The following is a 16,457-nucleotide window of genomic DNA, read 5'->3' on the forward strand; positions in this document are numbered from 1 at the left end:
GGCGGGGGACGCTCCGGGCGCCGCGGCGCGCGCCTGGGGTGCGGACGGCCCGCCGGGCGCCGGGCCGGCGGCGGTGTCCGGCCGGGGCAGCGTGGAGCCGTCCCTGGCGACCCGCTCGTCGGTGCGGCCGATCAGCCAGTCCCGGCTGGGGACGACCAGGCCGGCCGGGGTGAAGGCGATCCGGCGCAGCTCGGACTGCGGGCCGTTGTCCTTGCGCCACATGCTCGCCACGATGTCCACCGCCTCCTGCGGCGTCTCGGCGAACTCCAGGCCGGCGTAGACCGGGGCGCAGGCGTCCAGGCCGAGGTCCTGGGCGGTGAGCCGGCGGCCGAGCCGGCGGGTGAACACCTCGGCGATCAGCGCCGGGGTGGCCCCGCGCGGCTGCTGGCCGCGGAGCCAGCGGGTGACCGAGGTCTTGTCGTACCGCAGGTCCAGGCCGTGCTCCAGGCCGAGCTGGTCGACCCGGCGGGCCAGGCCGGCGTGCGAGAAGCCGGCCTCCTCGATCAGGGCGGCCAGCTGGCCGTTCTGCGGAGCCGGACCGGTGCTCACCGCGGCCGGTGGCGGGGCGGGCGCGGGTGCGACGGGCGCGTCCGCGGGCGCCGGGGCGCTCCGGTGCCGTGCGGTCGTGACCTGCGCGGGCAGCCGCATATCGTCGGCGGCCGGGGCCTCGGGGGCGTCCGGAAGGGCCCGGCCGACCGGACCTCGGTGCTGGTCGAGCGGGTCGAGCGGTCCGTACGCCGGGCTGTCGGTTGCAGGCCGTTGGGGCATAGTCAGTCAACACCTCTCGGACGCCGTACCGGCTCCACCAGCACTTCGGCTGCCTGTGGCGGCGCCCCCTGTCGGGAATCGGCGTGAATGTAGCGAGCATTCGGGCGCTATGGGCGGTTCTGACCGAGCAATCCTCCGAACGGGTGAAGCATCGGCGCCCATTGTGGGGAAGCCCGAGCGGCACGGGTTTGGCCCGGGGCGGCCGAACCGCCGATCGGCCCTCGTAGCGGTGACCACCACAGGGCGCCCGGCCGCTGTGGTACGCCATCACATGGGAGCCGGGCCGCCGACTTCCTACCGTTCTCGGCCATGGACACCACTTCAGCCCGCCCGCTCGACGGCCGTACGGCCCTGGTCACCGGGGCCGCCTCGGGCATCGGCCGGGCCTGCGCCGAAGCCTTCGCGGAGGCCGGCGCCCGGGTCTACGTCGTCGACCTCGCGGCCGCCCCGGCCCGGGAGCTCGCCGAGCGGATCGGCGGCGTGGCGCACGTCGCCGACCTCGCCGACCCGGAGGCGGTGGAGGCGCTGCCGGACGACGCCGACATCGTGGTCAACAACGCCGGCCTCCAGCACGTCGCGCCCGTCCACGAGTTCCCGATCGAGCGCTTCACCCTGATCCAGCGGGTGATGGTCGAGGCCCCGTTCCGCATCCTGCGCCGCACCCTGCCCCACATGTACGCGCGGGGCTGGGGGCGGGTGGTCAACATCTCCTCCGTGCACGGCCTGCGGGCCAGCGCCTTCAAGTCGGGCTACGTGACGGCGAAGCACGCCCTGGAGGGTCTGAGCAAGACGGTCGCGCTGGAGGGCGCGCCCCACGGCGTCACCAGCAACTGCGTCAACCCGGGGTACGTGCGCACCCCGCTGGTGGAGCGGCAGATCGCCGACCAGGCGCTCGCGCACGGCATCCGCGAGGACGAGGTGGTGGAGCAGATCATGCTCGACCGGCCCGCCGTCAAGCGGCTGATCGAACCCGACGAGGTGGCGCAGCTGGCCCTCTGGCTCTGCTCCGCGCACGCCTCCTACATCACCGGCGCCAGCCTCCCCGTCGACGGCGGCTGGACCGCCCGCTGATGCCCCCGCACCCCACTCCCCCCTTCGAGGTGACCCCGCCCATGGCCAGTTCCCCCGCCGTCGCGAGACCAGGCTCCCCCCTCTGGAAGGTGGTCGGTGCCAGCCTCATCGGCACCACCATCGAGTGGTACGACTACTTCCTCTACGGCACGGCCGCGGCGCTCGTGTTCGGCAAGGTGTTCTTCCCGGCGAGCGATCCGCTGACCGGGACCCTGCTCGCCTTCCTCACCTACGCGATCGGCTTCGCCGCCCGGCCGCTGGGCGCGCTGGTCTTCGGGCACTTCGGCGACCGGGTCGGCCGCAAGCGGCTGCTGGTGGTGAGCCTGCTGCTGATGGGCGGCTCGACCACGCTGATCGGCCTGCTGCCGACGTACCACCAGATCGGCGCCGCCGCGCCGGTGCTGCTGACCGTGCTGCGGCTGGTGCAGGGCTTCGCGCTCGGCGGCGAGTGGGGCGGCGCGGTCCTGCTGGTCTCCGAGCACGGGGACGCGCGCAGGCGTGGCTTCTGGGCGTCCTGGCCGCAGGGCGGCGCCCCCGCGGGCAACCTGCTGGCGGCGGGCGTGCTGTCGCTGCTCACCACCGTGCAGTCGGACGCCACCTTCCTGTCCTGGGGCTGGCGGGTGCCGTTCCTGCTGTCGGCGCTGCTGGTGGCGGTCGGCATGTGGATCCGGCTGGCGGTGGACGAGTCGCCGCTGTTCCAGCAGGCGCTGGCGGCCGCCGAGGCCCGGAAGGCGGCCGGCCGGGCGGTGGAGCAGCCCCCGCTGGTGGCGGTGCTGCGCCACCACTGGCGGGAGGTGCTGGTGGCGATGGGTGCCCGGATGGCGGAGAACATCTCGTACTACGTGATGACCACCTTCGTGCTGGCCTACGCGGTGACCCAGGTGCACCTGCCGAAGCAGACCGCGCTGAACGCGGTGCTGATCGCCTCGGCGATCCAGTTCGCGCTGATCCCGGTGTTCGGGGCGCTCTCCGACCGGGTCGGGCGCAAGCCGGTGTACCTGGTGGGCGCGGTGGGCGTCGGGGTCTGGGCGTTCGTCTTCTTCGGGCTGGTGGACACCCGCTCGTTCGGCTCGCTGCTGCTGGCGGTGACCGTCGGGCTGGTCTTCCACAGCGCGATGTACGCGCCGCAGGCGGCCTTCTTCTCCGAGATGTTCGCGACCCGGATGCGCTACTCGGGCGCCTCCATCGGCGCCCAGTTCGCCTCGGTGGCGGCCGGCGCCCCGGCCCCGCTGATCGCGACGGCGCTGCTGAAGGACTACGGCAGCTCGACGCCGATCGCGGTGTACGTCGCCGTCGCGGCGGTGATCACCGTCCTCGCGGTGCTCTGCGCCCGGGAGACCCGCGGCCGGGACCTGACCGAGGCCGACCCGGAGGCCGGTGCGCAGGCCGGTGCGCAGGACCGGGTGGCGGGTGCGCCGGAGAGCGCCGCCGGCACCAGGACCGCGCGGGCCTGACGGACCGGTGGCCGGCGCCCACGCCCCCGTGCGCGCCGGCCACCCGCACCGGCCACCCGCGCCCCCCGGGCCGAGCGGCTACGATCGCGCTTCCGTCCCTGGGGTAGCGACCCACTGCCGATTGGCGGCCGTACCGTGAACGACCCCCGTCCCGAGACCGGCGCGGCACCCGCGCTACGGCGGTTGCTCGACCTCCTGGCCTCCGGGGCCGCCACCGAGGACTTCGCCGAGGTCCTGGCCGACGCCCGCCGCCGGGGGGCGCCGGCCGCCGTGCTGAGCGCGATCGACGACGCCACCTGGCAGGCGCTGCGGGTGCACCGGACGCTGCGTCAGCACCGCCGCCGCGAGGCCGAGCTGACGGCGCTCTTCGACACCGCCGGGGACCTCGCCGCCTCCCGGGACCTGGACACCGTGCTCCAGGCGATCGTCCGCCGGGCCCGGCTGCTGCTCGGCACCGACACCGCCTATCTGACCCTCCCGGACGAGGCCGCCGGCGACACCTACATGCGGGTCACCGACGGCTCCGTCTCGGTGCTCTTCCAGACCCTGCGGCTGAGCCTGGGCGACGGCCTCGGCGGCCTGGTCGCCCAGACCGCCCGCCCGTACGCCACCCCCGACTACCGGACCGACGAGCGGTTCCACCACACCGGCACGATCGACGCGGGCGTGCTGGACGAGGGCCTGGTGGCGATCATCGGAGTGCCGCTGCTGCTCGGCGGGCGGGTGATCGGGGTGCTGTTCGCCGCCGACCGCGCCCCGCGCGCCTTCTCCCCCGACGAGGTCGCGCTGCTCTGCTCGCTGGCCGCGCACGCCGCGATCGCGCTGGACACCGCCAAGTCGCTGGCCGACACCCGGGCCGCGCTGGCCGGGCTGAACAGCGCCAATGAACTGATCCGGGCCCACGCCGCCGCCGTCCAGCGGGCCGAGCAGGGCCACGACCGGCTCACCGACCTGGTGCTGCGCGGCGCCGAGGTGCCGGACGTCGCCGCCGAGGTCGCCGCCCTGCTGGGCGGCGAGGTGGCGGTCCTGGACACCGAGGGCGACCCGCTGGCCGGCCGGGCCGGACCCGCCGAGGGGCTGGCCGGGGCCGTCGCCGCCTCCCGGGCCGAGGGCCGGTCGGTGCGGCACGGCGAGGACTGGGTCTGCGCCGTGCTGGCCGGCCAGGAGCCGCTGGGCACCCTCGTGCTGCGCGGGCGGCCGGGCCTGGAGGACGCCGACCGGCGGCTGTTCGAACGGGCCGCCGTGGTCACCGCGCTGCTCCTGCTGCTGCGCCGCTCGGTGGCCGAGACCGAGAACCGGGTGCGCGGCGAGCTGCTGGCCGACCTGCTGACCGCCCCCGACCGCGACCCGGCCGGCCTGACCGCACGCGGGCGCCAGCTCGGCGTGGACCTCGGCCGCCCGCACCTGGTGCTGGTGGCGGAGCCGGCCGGCGCCCCCGGCACCGCGGCGACCGACCGCGGCCGGCTGGCGGGCGCGGCGGGGCGCTACCTGTTCGGCTCGCGCGGCATCAGCGCGGAGCACGGCGAGGCCGTGGTCCTGCTGCTCCCGGAGGACGCCCCGGCGGGCCCCGCGGGTGCGGCGGGCCCGGCGTCCGCCCAGCAGGCGGCCGAGCTGGCCGCCGAGCGGCTGGCCCGGCTGGCCGGGTTCCCGGTCACCGTGGGCGCCGGCCGTCCCGCCGCCGGGCCGGTCGCGCTGGCCTCCTCGTACGCCGAGGGCCTGCGCTGCGTCCGGGCCCTGCGGGTGCTCGGCCGGGCCGGGGACGGCGCCTCGGCCCGCGACCTGGGCTTCCTCGGCGTGCTGCTCGGCGACGGCCACGACGTCGACGGCTTCGTCGGCGCGACGCTCGGCCCGCTGCTGGAGTACGACGCCCGGCGCGGCACCGAACTGGTCCGCACCCTGCGCGCCTACTTCGACTGCGGCGGCAGCCTGACCCGGGCCAAGGACGAGCTGCACGTGCACGTGAACACCGTGGTGCAGCGGCTGGACCGGGTCGAGGCGCTGCTGGGCCCGGACTGGAACCGGCCCGAGCGCGCGCTGGAGCTCCAGCTGGCGCTGCGCCTCCAACTGCTCGCCGGCGCCTGAGCCGGGGTGCTCCCCGGGCCTTCCCGGGGCGCTCCCGGGGTCGCTGCGGGCGGTTCGGGCCGGTCGTCCACCGCATTCGGGCACCTGAACGACCGGCCGGGGCTCGGGCGTACAGTGGCGAGGTTGGTCTCGAACGCCGGGCAAGGAGCAGCAGTGGCCACAGAGCGCGACGAGGTGGGCGCATGAGCGGGAACGTACGGTTCGTGCGCCTGGGCACCGGCGACGGTGCCGTCCCCTACCAGGAGGCCTGGGAGGAGCAGCAGCGGCTGCACGCCCTGCGGGTCGCGGACGAGATCCCCGACACCGTGCTGCTGCTGGAGCACCCCCCGGTGTACACGATGGGCCGCCGCACCAACCCGGCCGACCTGCCGCTGGACGGCACGCCGGTGGTCGAGGTCAACCGGGGCGGCGAGATCACCTGGCACGGCCCCGGCCAGCTGGTCGGCTACCCGATCGTGAAGCTCCCCGAGCCGATGGACGTCGTCGCCTACGTGCGCCGGCTGGAGGAGGCCCTGATCCGGGCCTGCGGCGAGTTCGGCGTGGAGACCACCCGGATCGAGGGCCGCAGCGGGGTCTGGGTGCTCGGCGCGAGCATCCCGGACGCGGTGGTCGACCCGGCGCAGGTGGTGGACATCGGCAAGCTCACCCTGCGGATGGGCCTGCCGCTGGGCATCGACCCGCGGCTGGCCGGCCCCGAGTACGCGCCGTCCAACGCCGGGCAACGCGGCGACGACCGCAAGCTCGCCGCGATCGGCGTCCGCGTCTCGCGCGGGGTGACGATGCACGGCTTCGCGCTGAACTGCAATCCGGACATGACCTGGTTCGACCGGATCGTGCCCTGCGGCATCCGGGACGCGGGCGTGGCCTCGCTCTCCGGTGAGCTGGGCCGCGACTTCGAAGTCGGCGAGGCGCTGTCCGTGGTCGAGAAGCGCCTGGCGGAGGTGTTCGCCGAACTGCCGGAACCGGCACTCGGCCGCTGAGCCCGCTCCCGGGGGCCGACCGACCTCGCCACCCGGGAATCTACCGGCCGGTAGCACTGTTGCCCTGCGTTTGCGGGCCACGGGCCCGGCGAAGGCCGTACAAGCACAGGCGTACCCTGGGGGTACCCCGTCTAGTTCTAGGAGTCGCACGTGTCCGCTGTCGCACCCGACGGCAGGAAGCTGCTCCGCCTGGAGGTCCGCAACAGCGAGACCCCCATCGAGCGGAAGCCCGAGTGGATCAAGACCCGCGCGAAGATGGGGCCGGAGTACAACGCCCTCCAGTCGCTGGTGAAGAAGGAGGGGCTGCACACGGTCTGCCAGGAGGCCGGCTGCCCCAACATCTTCGAGTGCTGGGAGGACCGCGAGGCGACCTTTCTCATCGGCGGTGACCAGTGCACCCGCCGCTGCGACTTCTGCCAGATCGACACCGGCAAGCCCGCCGACTTCGACCGTGACGAGCCGCGCCGCGTCGCCGAGTCCATCGTGACCATGGACCTCAACTACGCCACCATCACCGGCGTCGCCCGCGACGACCTGGCGGACGGCGGCTCCTGGCTGTACACCGAGACGGTGCGCCAGGTGCACGCGCTGACCGCCGGCCGCGAGAGCGGCCGCACCGGCGTCGAGCTGCTGATCCCCGACTTCAACGCCGTCCCGGAGCAGCTGGCCGAGGTCTTCTCGTCCCGCCCCGAGGTGCTGGCGCACAACGTCGAGACGGTGCCGCGGATCTTCAAGCGGATCCGCCCGGCGTTCCGCTACGAGCGCTCGCTGGACGTCATCACCCAGGCCCGCGCGGCCGGGCTGGTGACCAAGTCCAACCTGATCCTGGGCATGGGCGAGACCCGCGAGGAGGTCAGCCAGGCGCTGGCCGACCTGGTCGGCGCCGGCTGCGAGCTGATCACCATCACCCAGTACCTGCGCCCGTCGCTGCGCCACCACCCGGTCGAGCGCTGGGTGAAGCCGCACGAGTTCGTCGAGCTGCAGCAGGAGGCCGAGGAGCTCGGCTTCGCCGGGGTCATGTCCGGCCCGCTGGTGCGGTCCTCGTACCGCGCCGGGCGGCTGTACCGGCAGGCGCTGGAGCACCGCGAGCGGACCGCGGCGGTCTGACCGCGTCCGGTCGTGTTCCGGCCGCGGCCCGTCGTGTTCCGGTCGCGGCCGCGGGGCCGGTTGCGGCCGGAGGCCGCTGCGGGGTCGTTCCGGCGCGGGGCCCCGGTCTGGTCCGGTCCGGCCGCCGTCCGGTGTGAGCCATCTGAGGGGCGGAGCTACGGCTCCGCCCCTTCGGGTTCACCGGGCTTTGACTGACGGGTCACGGGCTGGTAACACGGAGTGGTGAGGATGGAAGCGTTCGAATCATTTCCGCCACACGATCCACCCTGTGATCCACCACGAGATCCGTGACGAGATCCACGACAGGATCCGCCACAAGAGGAGCTGTTCGACATGCAGGTCGGCATCCGGTCGGTGGGCACCGCGCTGCGGCTGGCCGAGAGCGTGCTGCTCGCGGGCGGGCAACGACAGGCCCGGCGCAACGCCTGGGCCGCGGTCTGCGAGAACCGCCGCTACGCGGCGGACCGCGAGCGCGCCACGGCGCCGGGAGGCCCCGTGGCGGAGTCCGCGCGCCGTTAGGGCCCCTCCGGCGCCGCCCCCGCGCGACCACTGTGCGCGACCGTCCCGGGGCACCCGGGTCACGGTTCGGTGCGAACGGGTACCCGGGCTTGGTTATCCCGTACCGACGGCACGTACCATGAGCGTTATGGCGAGGGAAACATCCGAGAACCCCGGGCGACTGAAGCAGATCCGCCTGGCATACACCATGACCAAGAAGGTCGACACCAAGATCGGCCTGATCATCGCCGGCGTCGGCCTGCTGACCTTCGGCGTGTTCCTCGCCATCGGCTTCGCGATCGACCACCCGATCTATCTGGGCATCCTGGGCTTCATCGTGGCTTTCCTGGCCATGGCGATCGTCTTCGGGCGCCGGGCCGAGCGCGCGGCGTTCGGGCAGATGGAAGGGCAGCCGGGGGCCGTGGCGGCGGTGCTGAACAACATCAAGCGAGGCTGGAGCGCGAGCTCCACCCCGGTGGCGGTCACCCGTAACCAGGACGCGGTCTACCGCGCCGTGGGCCGGGCCGGCATCGCGCTGATCGGCGAGGGCAACCCGAACCGGGTCCGCCAGCTGCTGGCGTCCGAGAAGAAGAAGATGGCCCGGGTCGTCGGCGACGTGCCGGTGCACGACATCGTGGTGGGCACCGGCGAGGGCGAGATCCCGCTCAAGAAGCTGCAGGTCCACCTGATGCGACTGCCCCGCGCGATCACACCCGCCCAGGTCACCGAGACCAACGACCGCCTCCGCGCGCTGGGCGACCTGCTCTCCAAGGCGCCGATCCCCAAGGGCCCGATGCCCAAGGGCGCCCGGATGCCCAAGGGCGGCCAGGTCCGCTGACCCCCTCCCCCATCGACGCGAACGGCCCCGCCGCGGAATCTCCGCTGCGGGGCCGTTCGTCGTTCCGGGGGGTGCCGTGGGGCGGCGTCCGTTAGATGCGGACCTCGACCGTGCCGACCGCCTTGTCGTGCAGGCCGCGGGTGTCGCGGTCCCACACCAGGGCCGGCACCACCAGGCAGAGCAGCAGGGTGCGCAGCAGCACCTGCGGGATGGTCGCGCGGCGGCCGTCCAGGCGGACCACCCGCAGGCCGAACAGCCGCTTGCCGACGGTCGTGCCCGTGGTGGCGAGCAGCAGCACGGTGACGGCGAAGAACAGCGGGGTGGTCCACAGGTTCGCCGAGGCCGGCGAGCCCTTGCCCAGCAGCCCGTAGGCGACCAGGGCGACCAGCCAGCCGTCGACGAACAGCGCGCCCAGGCGCCGGCCCGGGCCGCCGATCGAGCCGGTGCCCTCCTTGGGCAGTCCGAGGCGCTCACCGCGGTGGCCGAAGTCGGCACCCATCTTCTCGGCGGCCGCCTTCGGGCCGTCGATCCACGATCCCAACGCTTCTCTGGTGTCCACGAATCCACACTAACCGGGCGGACGGCGCGGCTCGGCACCGGCTCCCCCGGAGGGTGAATCGCGTCTCCCGGAGCTTCCCAAGTGGTCCAGACCACTCGTGGAGCGCGAACCGGGCCGCCGAAGCGTTTTGCCCCGGAGCGTACGACTTTGCCGCCCGCCCGGGGGCGGCGGTTAACATTCAGGAAACGAGCGGGTCACCGGTCGGAAACGGCCTGTTCCTAGGGTGAGCCCCATTCGCACGCCGAGGAGGATGGATGTTCAACAACGCCGCCGAAGTGAAGCAGTTCATTCAGGACAACGATGTGAAGTTCATCGACGTCCGGTTCTGCGATCTCCCGGGCGTCATGCAGCACTTCTCCGTGCCCGCGGCGACCTTCGACCCGTCCGAGACCCTGATGTTCGACGGCTCGTCGATCCGCGGCTTCCAGGCCATCCACGAGTCCGACATGGCACTCGTCCCGGACCTGGCCACGGCCCGCCTCGACCCCTTCCGCAGGGACAAGCACCTCAACATCAACTTCTTCATCCAGGACCCGGTCACCGGCGAGGCGTACAGCCGTGACCCGCGCAACGTCGCGAAGAAGGCCGAGGCGTACCTCGCCTCCTCCGGCATCGCCGACACCGCGTTCTTCGGCCCCGAGGCCGAGTTCTACGTCTTCGACTCGGTGCGCTTCGACACCAGCGCCAACGCGTCGTACTACCACATCGACTCCGAGGCCGGCGCCTGGAACAGCGGCTCCGCCGAGGGCGACGTGCGCGGCTACAAGGTCAAGTACAAGGGCGGCTACTTCCCGATCCCGCCCGTCGACCACTTCGCCGACCTGCGCGCCGAGATGTCGCTGGAACTGGCCGCGGCCGGGCTGGAGGTCGAGCGCCAGCACCACGAGGTCGGCACGGCCGGCCAGGCGGAGATCAACTACAAGTTCAACACGCTGCTGCACGCCGCCGACGACCTGATGCTGTTCAAGTACATCATCAAGAACGTCGCGTGGCGCAACGGCAAGACCGCCACCTTCATGCCGAAGCCGATCTTCGGCGACAACGGCTCGGGCATGCACGTCCACCAGTCGCTGTGGACGGAGGGCTCGCCGCTCTTCTACGACGAGCAGGGCTACGCCGGCCTGTCCGACACCGCCCGCTACTACATCGGCGGCCTGCTGAAGCACGCCCCCTCGCTGCTCGCCTTCACCAACCCGTCGGTGAACTCCTACCACCGGCTGGTGCCCGGCTTCGAGGCCCCGGTCAACCTGGTCTACTCGCAGCGCAACCGCTCGGCGGCGATCCGGATCCCGATCACCGGCTCCAACGCCAAGGCCAAGCGCATCGAGTTCCGCGCGCCGGACCCGTCGTCCAACCCCTACCTCGCGTTCGCCGCGATGCTGATGGCCGGCCTCGACGGCATCAAGAACAAGATCGAGCCGCTGCAGCCGGTCGACAAGGACCTGTACGAGCTGGCCCCCGAGGAGCACGCCAACGTGCCGCAGGTGCCGTCCTCGCTCCCGGCCGTCCTGGAGGCCCTGGAGGCCGACCACGAGTACCTGCTCGCGGGCAACGTCTTCACGCCCGACCTGATCGAGACCTGGATCGACTTCAAGCGCACCAACGAGATCGCCCCGATCGCCCTCCGCCCCCACCCCCACGAGTTCGAGCTGTACTACGACCTCTAGAAGGCCCTCGCCGCACGGCGGTTCGGCCTCGCAGCGTGCCCTGGGAGTCAGCGTTTCGCTGACTCCCAGGGCACGGTGCGTTCCGGGCTCGGCGGGGTCAGCGGATGGTGACGGGGAGGGTGTCGAAGCCGCGGAGGACGAGGCGGTCGCGGCGGGTGGGGACGCCTCCGGGGGCGAGTCGCTGGAAGCGGTCCAGGAGCGCCGGCACGGCGAGCTCGGCCTCCAGCCGGGCCAGCTGGGAGCCGAGGCAGAAGTGCGCGCCGCCGCCGAAGCTGAGCGGCTGGCTGTCCGTCCGGGTGGGGTCGAAGAGTTCCGGGCGGTGGTAGCGGGCCGGGTCGTGGTTGGCGGCGGCCAGCAGGACCAGCACCACCGTGCCGGGCGGCGTCGGCACGCCGGCCACGTCGAGCCCGGCGGCCAGCGCGATCCGGGTGGTGAGCTGGACCGGCGAGTCGTGGCGCAGCACCTCGTCGGTGAACCGCGCCGGGGCGAGCGCGCCGGTGCGCAGCCCCGCCATCGCGCGCGGGTGCCGGAAGAGCAGCGAGAGCCCGTTGCCGAGCAGGTTGGTGGTGGTCTCGAAGCCGGCCACCAGCAGCAGCACCAGGTTGGCCAGCAGCTCGCGGCCGGAGATCCGCTCCGGGGCCTCGACGGCGATCCGGGCGAGGTCGCTGACCAGGTCGTCCCGCGGACGGGCCAGGCGCTCGGCGGCGAGCGCGGTGAAGTAGCCGGACAGCTCGTCGGCGGCCGCGTCGGCGACAGCCAGCTCGGCGAGGTCCTGGACCAGCTCCAGGGCGACGGTCAGGTCTCCCGCGAGGGCGCGGAACCGGTAGCGGTCCCGCTCCGGGACGCCGAGGAGTTCGCAGATGACCTCGACCGGCAGCCGGAACGCGAAGGCGTCCATGAAGTCGACCGGCGAGCCGTCCGCGCCCTGCTCCGCCATCGCGTCCAGCAGCCGGCCGACCGCGGCCTCGACGGCCGGCCGCAGCGCCGCCACCCGGCGGGCGTTGAAGGCCGAGGCGATCAGCGAGCGGACCCGGGCGTGGTCGGGCGCGTTGCGCTGCAGGATCGAGCGGCCGAGCAGGGTCACCGACGAGTGCCGGGCCACCTCGGCGTTCGCCTGCGCCAGCAGCTCGATGTCCTCCAGCCCGAAGCCGGGGTCGCGCAGCACCCGGTTGGCCGCGGCGTGGCCGGCCACCAGGACCGTGCCGGGCCCGGCGGGCACGGCGGGGCCCAGCTCGTGCAGCCGCGCGTACAGCGGGTACGGGTCCGCCATGCCCCTGTCGGCCGTCAGCCGCTCGATGATCGACGCGCCGTCCACCCGGTGCTCCCCTCCCGCGGTCCGCTGCCGAGACCGCGTTCCCGGGGCCTCGCTGCCGGTTCGTAAACCGCCGGTGGACGCACGGTAGTTCCCGGGAGCCCGGGTTCACCCGGCCGGGGACCGGCAGTCGGTACCCTGGCGGCATGGAGATCTGGATCAACCCCCGCTGCGGGAAGTGCCGCACGGCACTCGGCGCACTGGAAGCCGCCGGCGCCAAGTACACCGTGCGGCGCTACCTGGAGGACCCGCCGACCGCCGCGGAGCTGGAGCAGGTCCTGGAGCGGCTGTCGCTGGAGCCGTGGGACATCACCCGGCTCGACGAGCAGGCCGCCCAGGACCTGGGCATGAAGCGCTGGACCAGGGAGCCGGAGGACCGGGCGCGCTGGATCGCGGCGATGGCCGAGCACCCGATCCTGATCCAGCGCCCGATCATCACCGCGGAGGACGGCCACGCCGTCGTGGCCCGCACGCCGGAGGTCCTCAAGTCGGTCCTGCCGTAGGGCCCGCGAGCGGACGGTGCCGCCGCGACCGGGCGGCCGGCACCGGTCAGTGCCGCTGGATCCGCCGCACCGGCTCTCCCGGCCGCCAGGACGTGATCCACAGGTGGTCGTCGCCCACGGTGGTGTGCACCGCCTGCTCCAGCTCCAGCCGGAAGGCCTGGAACGGGCCGGGCGGCGGCTCCGGCAGGTCGGCCGCGTAGGCGGCCAGCTCGGTCTCGTCGGTGATCTCGACGGCCCGGCCGGAGAGCTTGGAGTCACCGCCCGCCAGGGTCTCGTCGCTCGGGGTGCTGTGCAGCGCGAAGCGGGGATCGCGCTGGAGGTCGCGCGCCTTCCGCGCGTCCCGCATCGACCCGAGCGTCAGGTCCGCGCCGAGGAAGTCCACCTCGATGCCGCTCACCCGGGGCGAGCCGTCCGCGCGCAGCGTCGCCAGGACGTGGTGCCTGTTCGCCTCGAAACGGGCCCGCACGGCGAGGGCCAGCTCCGGTGCCTCGTGCTCGAAATCCTGCCAGGTAGCCATGGCCTCCAGTCTGGCACCGGGCACCGGCCGTGCCCGGGAGGCGCTGTCGAAGGCGCTGTCGGTGCCCGGTGCCAGACTGGACGGGTGACCACCACGACCACGTACATCGCGTTCCTGCGGGCCCTCAACGTCGGTGGCCGGACGGTGAAGATGGAGCGGCTGCGCGCCCTCTTCGCCGAGCTGGGCCTCGACGACGTGCGGTCGTACATCCAGAGCGGCAACGTCTTCTTCCGCACCGCGGAGCCGGACCGGGCCGCGCTCACCCGGCGCATCGAGGAGCACCTGGCCGAGGCGCTCGGCTACCCCGTCCCGACGATGCTGCGCACCGTGGACGAGGTGGCGGCGCTGCTCGACGCCGAGCCGTTCGCGGGCATCGAGGCCACCCCGGAGATCCGTCTGGTGGTCAACTTCCTCTCCGAGCCGCTGCCGGCGGACTTCCCGGTGCCCTACACCTCGCCCAAGGGCGACTACGAGGTGATCGGCGCCGACGCCGGCGCCGCGTACGTGGTGATCCACCTGCGGGACGGCAAGTGGCGGGCCGGCAGCAAGCTCTTCGGCGCGTCCTACCGGGGCTCGGCCACGGCCCGCTTCCTGCACACCACCGTCAAGATCCTGGCCGCCGCCAGGAAGGCCTGACCCCGGGCCGGCGGCCGGCCGGGTGGACGGGCCGGCGGCCGCCGGGCCGTCCGGCGCGCCCGGCAATCTGGACAGGCACGGGCGGGTGACCCGACAATCGGGCCATGACGTCTCCTGAGATCCGGACGCACGTGGTCCGGCCGTCCGAGGCCGAGCGCGACCAGGCGCTCGGGGTGCTGCGGGAGGGCGCGGGCAGCGGCCGGCTGTCCCACGACACCTTCCTCGGCCGGATGGAACTCGTCCTGCACGCCGGCAGTCGGGCCGAACTCGACCGGGCGATGGCCGACCTGCCGACCGGCAATCCTTTCGGCCGGTTCGTCCTGCGGACGGTGGGTCAGCTCTCGGCCTTCGGCGTGCGGTTGCGCGGGGCCTGGCGGATCGAGCGGCTGCCCGGACTGAGCCTGCCGCACCCCGCCGCACGGCAGCTGACGATCGGCCGGGTGCCGGGCTCGGGGCTGCGGCTGCACGACGCCTCGGTGTCGCGCCACCACGCCGAACTGCGGCGGGAGGGCGAGGACTGGGTGCTGTACGACCTCGGCTCGACCAACGGCACGCACGTGAACGGGCTGCGGGTCGCGGGCGGCGTCCGCGTCCGCCCGGGCGACCAGGTCCGGTTCGGGAACCTGGAGTTCCGGCTCGCCTCGGGCTGAACGGGCGCCGGGGCCCGGCGCACCCGCCGCCGTCAGTGCGGGAACTGCCGGGGCGGGCGCCGAACCGGCAGGGTGTCGCGGAACTCCTCGATCACGCTGCTGATCTGGCGGGTCAGCACGGTCCGCTCGATCAGGTGCAGGTAGCGGTGCTCGGCGGCCAGGGCCTCGACGGTGACGCCGAAGTACAGCGTCATCAGGGGATTGACGAAGAGCGGGCTGCCCTTGGTGCGGTCGGTGAACCGGACGTCGCCGAACTCGCCGCGCAGGGCGGCCGCCACCGAACCGTTGACGATGCTCGGGTACTCGGGGAACGCGGCCCTCGCGTACTCGACGGCGTCCAGGTAGAGCGCGCCCTCCCGGCTGTCGCGCGGGATCGAGAAAGCCCCGAGGTAGCCGCCGGCCCGCTCCAGCGCGGCGAGGTTCTCCAGCACCAGCGCGTGGTTGACGCCGTGGAAGGCGTCGATGCCGAAGCCCAGGCAGGCGACCAGGCGTTCGGGGACCTCCGTCAGCCCGGCGACCGCGCCGAGGCTGGCCATGTCCTCCTCCGGCGTGCCCAGGCCGGCCTCGTCGCCGCGCATCAGGATGTCGGTGCCGCCGTCGACCAACAGCACGGCGTCGACGCCGAGATGGGCGGTGAGCGCCCGGTAGGCGTCGCGCAGCGGCCGCACCCCGACCTTCGGGAACGCCCACACCGTGTCGGGCATGCCCTGCCGGTGCAGCCAGCGGGCCAGCGTCCGTTCGGGGAAGTAGCCGTCGGGGGCCGCGGTGTCGGGGCGGATCCGGGCGACGTCGGGCTCCAGCCAGACCTCGGCGGGGAGGCCGTGGAGGTGGCTGAAGGAGAGGTTGGCCAGGTGCACCTCCTTGCCGGCCGCGCGCAGCGCGAGTGCCAGCGGCAGGCCCGCGTACACGTCGAATCCACCGCCGGCGCCGGCGATCAGGATGCGGTCGGCCGCCAGCAGACGGGTGATCAGAGGCGGTTCGAGAAGGGAGGGCACCGGGGGACGGTAGCACCGGGGGCGGCCGGCGGGACTGTCGGTGGTCGGTGCGAGGATGCGGGCATGAACCAGGAGACCGAGCTCAGCTTCGAGGTACGGCGCGAGGCGGAGGAGCGTGCCCGCGAGTTGATCCGCTGCGGGTTCCAGGAGCCGGACGAGATAGCCGAGTCCCTGGTCGACGAGTTCGAGGACCAGGGACTGGAGCCGGAGGACGCCGAGGAGATCGTCGCCCCGCTCTGGCAGGAGCGGCTGGCCGAGCAGGCTTCGTGGCCGGAGACCACGGACGTGGACCGGCTGGAGGAGGCCTTCGACGCGCTGGAGGAGCAGGGCATCGTCGCGGCGATGGACTTCACCTGCTGTGCCAACTGCGGCTACGCGGAGATCGGCGGCGAGGCGGACGAGGATTCGCGCGGCTTCGTCTTCTTCCATCAGCAGGACACCGAGGGGGCGGCCGCCGGGCGTGGACTGATGCTGCGCTACGGCGGGTTCCGGGCCGACGGCGGGAGTGCCGAGTCGGCGGAGCTCAGGACGGTGGAGATCGGCCGCGCGGTGGTCGCGGCGCTGGAGGCGGCCGGACTGCCGGTGGAGTGGGACGGCTCGCCGGAGAAGGCGATCTGGGTGACTCCGCTGACCTGGCTCAACCGCCTGCCCGAGTAGCGGGCCACGGCCGCGGCCCGGTACCGGCCGGCGGCGGCGCCCGGCCGATGGCGGCGACGGGCGACTGCGGCACCCGGCGCGTGGCGGCGACGTTCGACCGCGGCAACGGTCAGCGGCTGACGTGGAGTTCGGCGTAGTGGTCGTGGGCGTTGGCGTTGGCGTT

The 16,457-nt window shown here is 73.5% G+C and carries 16 protein-coding genes and 1 pseudogene; 12 read left to right on the forward strand and 5 right to left on the reverse strand.

The genetic code is table 11. The features are described 5' to 3' along the window. Window positions 1-768, reverse strand: a pseudogene (locus ACFWA9_RS09660) (hypothetical protein); the annotation flags it as partial. Window positions 769-1,077: 309 nt separating this feature from the next. On the opposite strand from ACFWA9_RS09660, the gene ACFWA9_RS09665 reads away from it, so the two are divergent. The 7 genes from ACFWA9_RS09665 (at window position 1,078) to ACFWA9_RS09695 (ending at window position 8,798) form a co-directional block, all read left to right on the forward strand. Beyond that, complete coding sequence (locus tag ACFWA9_RS09665; protein ID WP_352286999.1) at window positions 1,078-1,839, forward strand: 3-hydroxybutyrate dehydrogenase; 762 nt, start codon at window positions 1,078-1,080, stop codon at window positions 1,837-1,839. Between the two features lie 41 nt (window positions 1,840-1,880). Continuing rightward, window positions 1,881-3,293 (forward strand): MFS transporter, encoded by a 1,413-nt coding sequence (locus ACFWA9_RS09670; RefSeq protein WP_380385007.1) that lies wholly within the window; start codon window positions 1,881-1,883, stop codon window positions 3,291-3,293. 135 nt (window positions 3,294-3,428) lie between these two features. After that, window positions 3,429-5,375 (forward strand): helix-turn-helix domain-containing protein, encoded by a 1,947-nt coding sequence (locus tag ACFWA9_RS09675; protein ID WP_380385010.1) that lies wholly within the window; start codon window positions 3,429-3,431, stop codon window positions 5,373-5,375. A gap of 182 nt (window positions 5,376-5,557) precedes the next feature. Continuing rightward, window positions 5,558-6,355 carry a lipoyl(octanoyl) transferase LipB gene (lipB, locus tag ACFWA9_RS09680; RefSeq protein ID WP_352286991.1) on the forward strand — a complete coding sequence of 266 codons (798 nt, stop codon included), beginning with the start codon at window positions 5,558-5,560 and terminating at the stop codon, window positions 6,353-6,355. A 150-nt stretch (window positions 6,356-6,505) separates the two neighbouring features. Then, the gene (locus tag ACFWA9_RS09685) at window positions 6,506-7,462 is read left to right on the forward strand and encodes a lipoyl synthase (RefSeq protein WP_380385013.1); all 957 of its coding nucleotides are present in this window, start codon (window positions 6,506-6,508) and stop codon (window positions 7,460-7,462) included. Window positions 7,463-7,795: 333 nt separating this feature from the next. Beyond that, window positions 7,796-7,981: a hypothetical protein gene (locus ACFWA9_RS09690; RefSeq protein ID WP_380385016.1), complete on the forward strand. Its 186-nt coding sequence runs from the start codon at window positions 7,796-7,798 to the stop codon at window positions 7,979-7,981. Between the two features lie 127 nt (window positions 7,982-8,108). After that, window positions 8,109-8,798, forward strand: a complete 690-nt coding sequence (locus ACFWA9_RS09695) for a DUF4191 domain-containing protein (RefSeq protein ID WP_329487350.1) — start codon at window positions 8,109-8,111, stop codon at window positions 8,796-8,798. Between the two features lie 91 nt (window positions 8,799-8,889). Here the strand turns inward: ACFWA9_RS09695 and ACFWA9_RS09700 are convergent, their stop codons facing one another. Further along, entirely contained in the window at window positions 8,890-9,357 is a 468-nt protein-coding gene (locus ACFWA9_RS09700) for an RDD family protein (protein WP_380385019.1), read from the reverse strand. A 254-nt stretch (window positions 9,358-9,611) separates the two neighbouring features. Here ACFWA9_RS09700 and glnA point away from each other — a divergent pair, with 254 nt between their 5' ends. Continuing rightward, window positions 9,612-11,024 (forward strand): type I glutamate--ammonia ligase, encoded by a 1,413-nt coding sequence (gene glnA, locus ACFWA9_RS09705; RefSeq protein WP_329487352.1) that lies wholly within the window; start codon window positions 9,612-9,614, stop codon window positions 11,022-11,024. Window positions 11,025-11,121: 97 nt separating this feature from the next. Here glnA and ACFWA9_RS09710 read toward each other — a convergent pair whose 3' ends face one another. Next, complete coding sequence (locus tag ACFWA9_RS09710; RefSeq protein WP_380385022.1) at window positions 11,122-12,339, reverse strand: cytochrome P450; 1,218 nt, start codon at window positions 12,337-12,339, stop codon at window positions 11,122-11,124. Window positions 12,340-12,482: 143 nt separating this feature from the next. Between ACFWA9_RS09710 and ACFWA9_RS09715 the strand changes: the two genes are divergently transcribed. Beyond that, on the forward strand, window positions 12,483-12,839 hold the full coding sequence (locus ACFWA9_RS09715; protein WP_329487354.1) for an ArsC/Spx/MgsR family protein: 357 nt from the start codon (window positions 12,483-12,485) through the stop codon (window positions 12,837-12,839). A 46-nt stretch (window positions 12,840-12,885) separates the two neighbouring features. On the opposite strand, the gene ACFWA9_RS09720 is transcribed toward ACFWA9_RS09715, so the two are convergent. Then, the gene (locus ACFWA9_RS09720) at window positions 12,886-13,356 is read right to left on the reverse strand and encodes a pyridoxamine 5'-phosphate oxidase family protein (RefSeq protein ID WP_380385025.1); all 471 of its coding nucleotides are present in this window, start codon (window positions 13,354-13,356) and stop codon (window positions 12,886-12,888) included. Between the two features lie 84 nt (window positions 13,357-13,440). Here ACFWA9_RS09720 and ACFWA9_RS09725 point away from each other — a divergent pair, with 84 nt between their 5' ends. Beyond that, the gene (locus ACFWA9_RS09725) at window positions 13,441-13,992 is read left to right on the forward strand and encodes a DUF1697 domain-containing protein (RefSeq protein WP_352286983.1); all 552 of its coding nucleotides are present in this window, start codon (window positions 13,441-13,443) and stop codon (window positions 13,990-13,992) included. Between the two features lie 104 nt (window positions 13,993-14,096). Then, a complete protein-coding gene (locus ACFWA9_RS09730; protein ID WP_329487357.1) occupies window positions 14,097-14,642 on the forward strand; it encodes a DUF1707 and FHA domain-containing protein in 546 nt (181 codons plus the stop codon). Between the two features lie 32 nt (window positions 14,643-14,674). On the opposite strand, the gene ACFWA9_RS09735 is transcribed toward ACFWA9_RS09730, so the two are convergent. Beyond that, window positions 14,675-15,637 (reverse strand): DUF1152 domain-containing protein, encoded by a 963-nt coding sequence (locus tag ACFWA9_RS09735; RefSeq protein ID WP_380385029.1) that lies wholly within the window; start codon window positions 15,635-15,637, stop codon window positions 14,675-14,677. A gap of 63 nt (window positions 15,638-15,700) precedes the next feature. Between ACFWA9_RS09735 and ACFWA9_RS09740 the strand changes: the two genes are divergently transcribed. Further along, the gene (locus ACFWA9_RS09740) at window positions 15,701-16,294 is read left to right on the forward strand and encodes a DUF6891 domain-containing protein (RefSeq protein WP_352286977.1); all 594 of its coding nucleotides are present in this window, start codon (window positions 15,701-15,703) and stop codon (window positions 16,292-16,294) included. Window positions 16,295-16,457: the final 163 nt, after the last annotated feature.

Source organism: Kitasatospora sp. NPDC059973, assembly GCF_042737525.1.
GTDB lineage: Bacteria > Actinomycetota > Actinomycetes > Streptomycetales > Streptomycetaceae > Kitasatospora.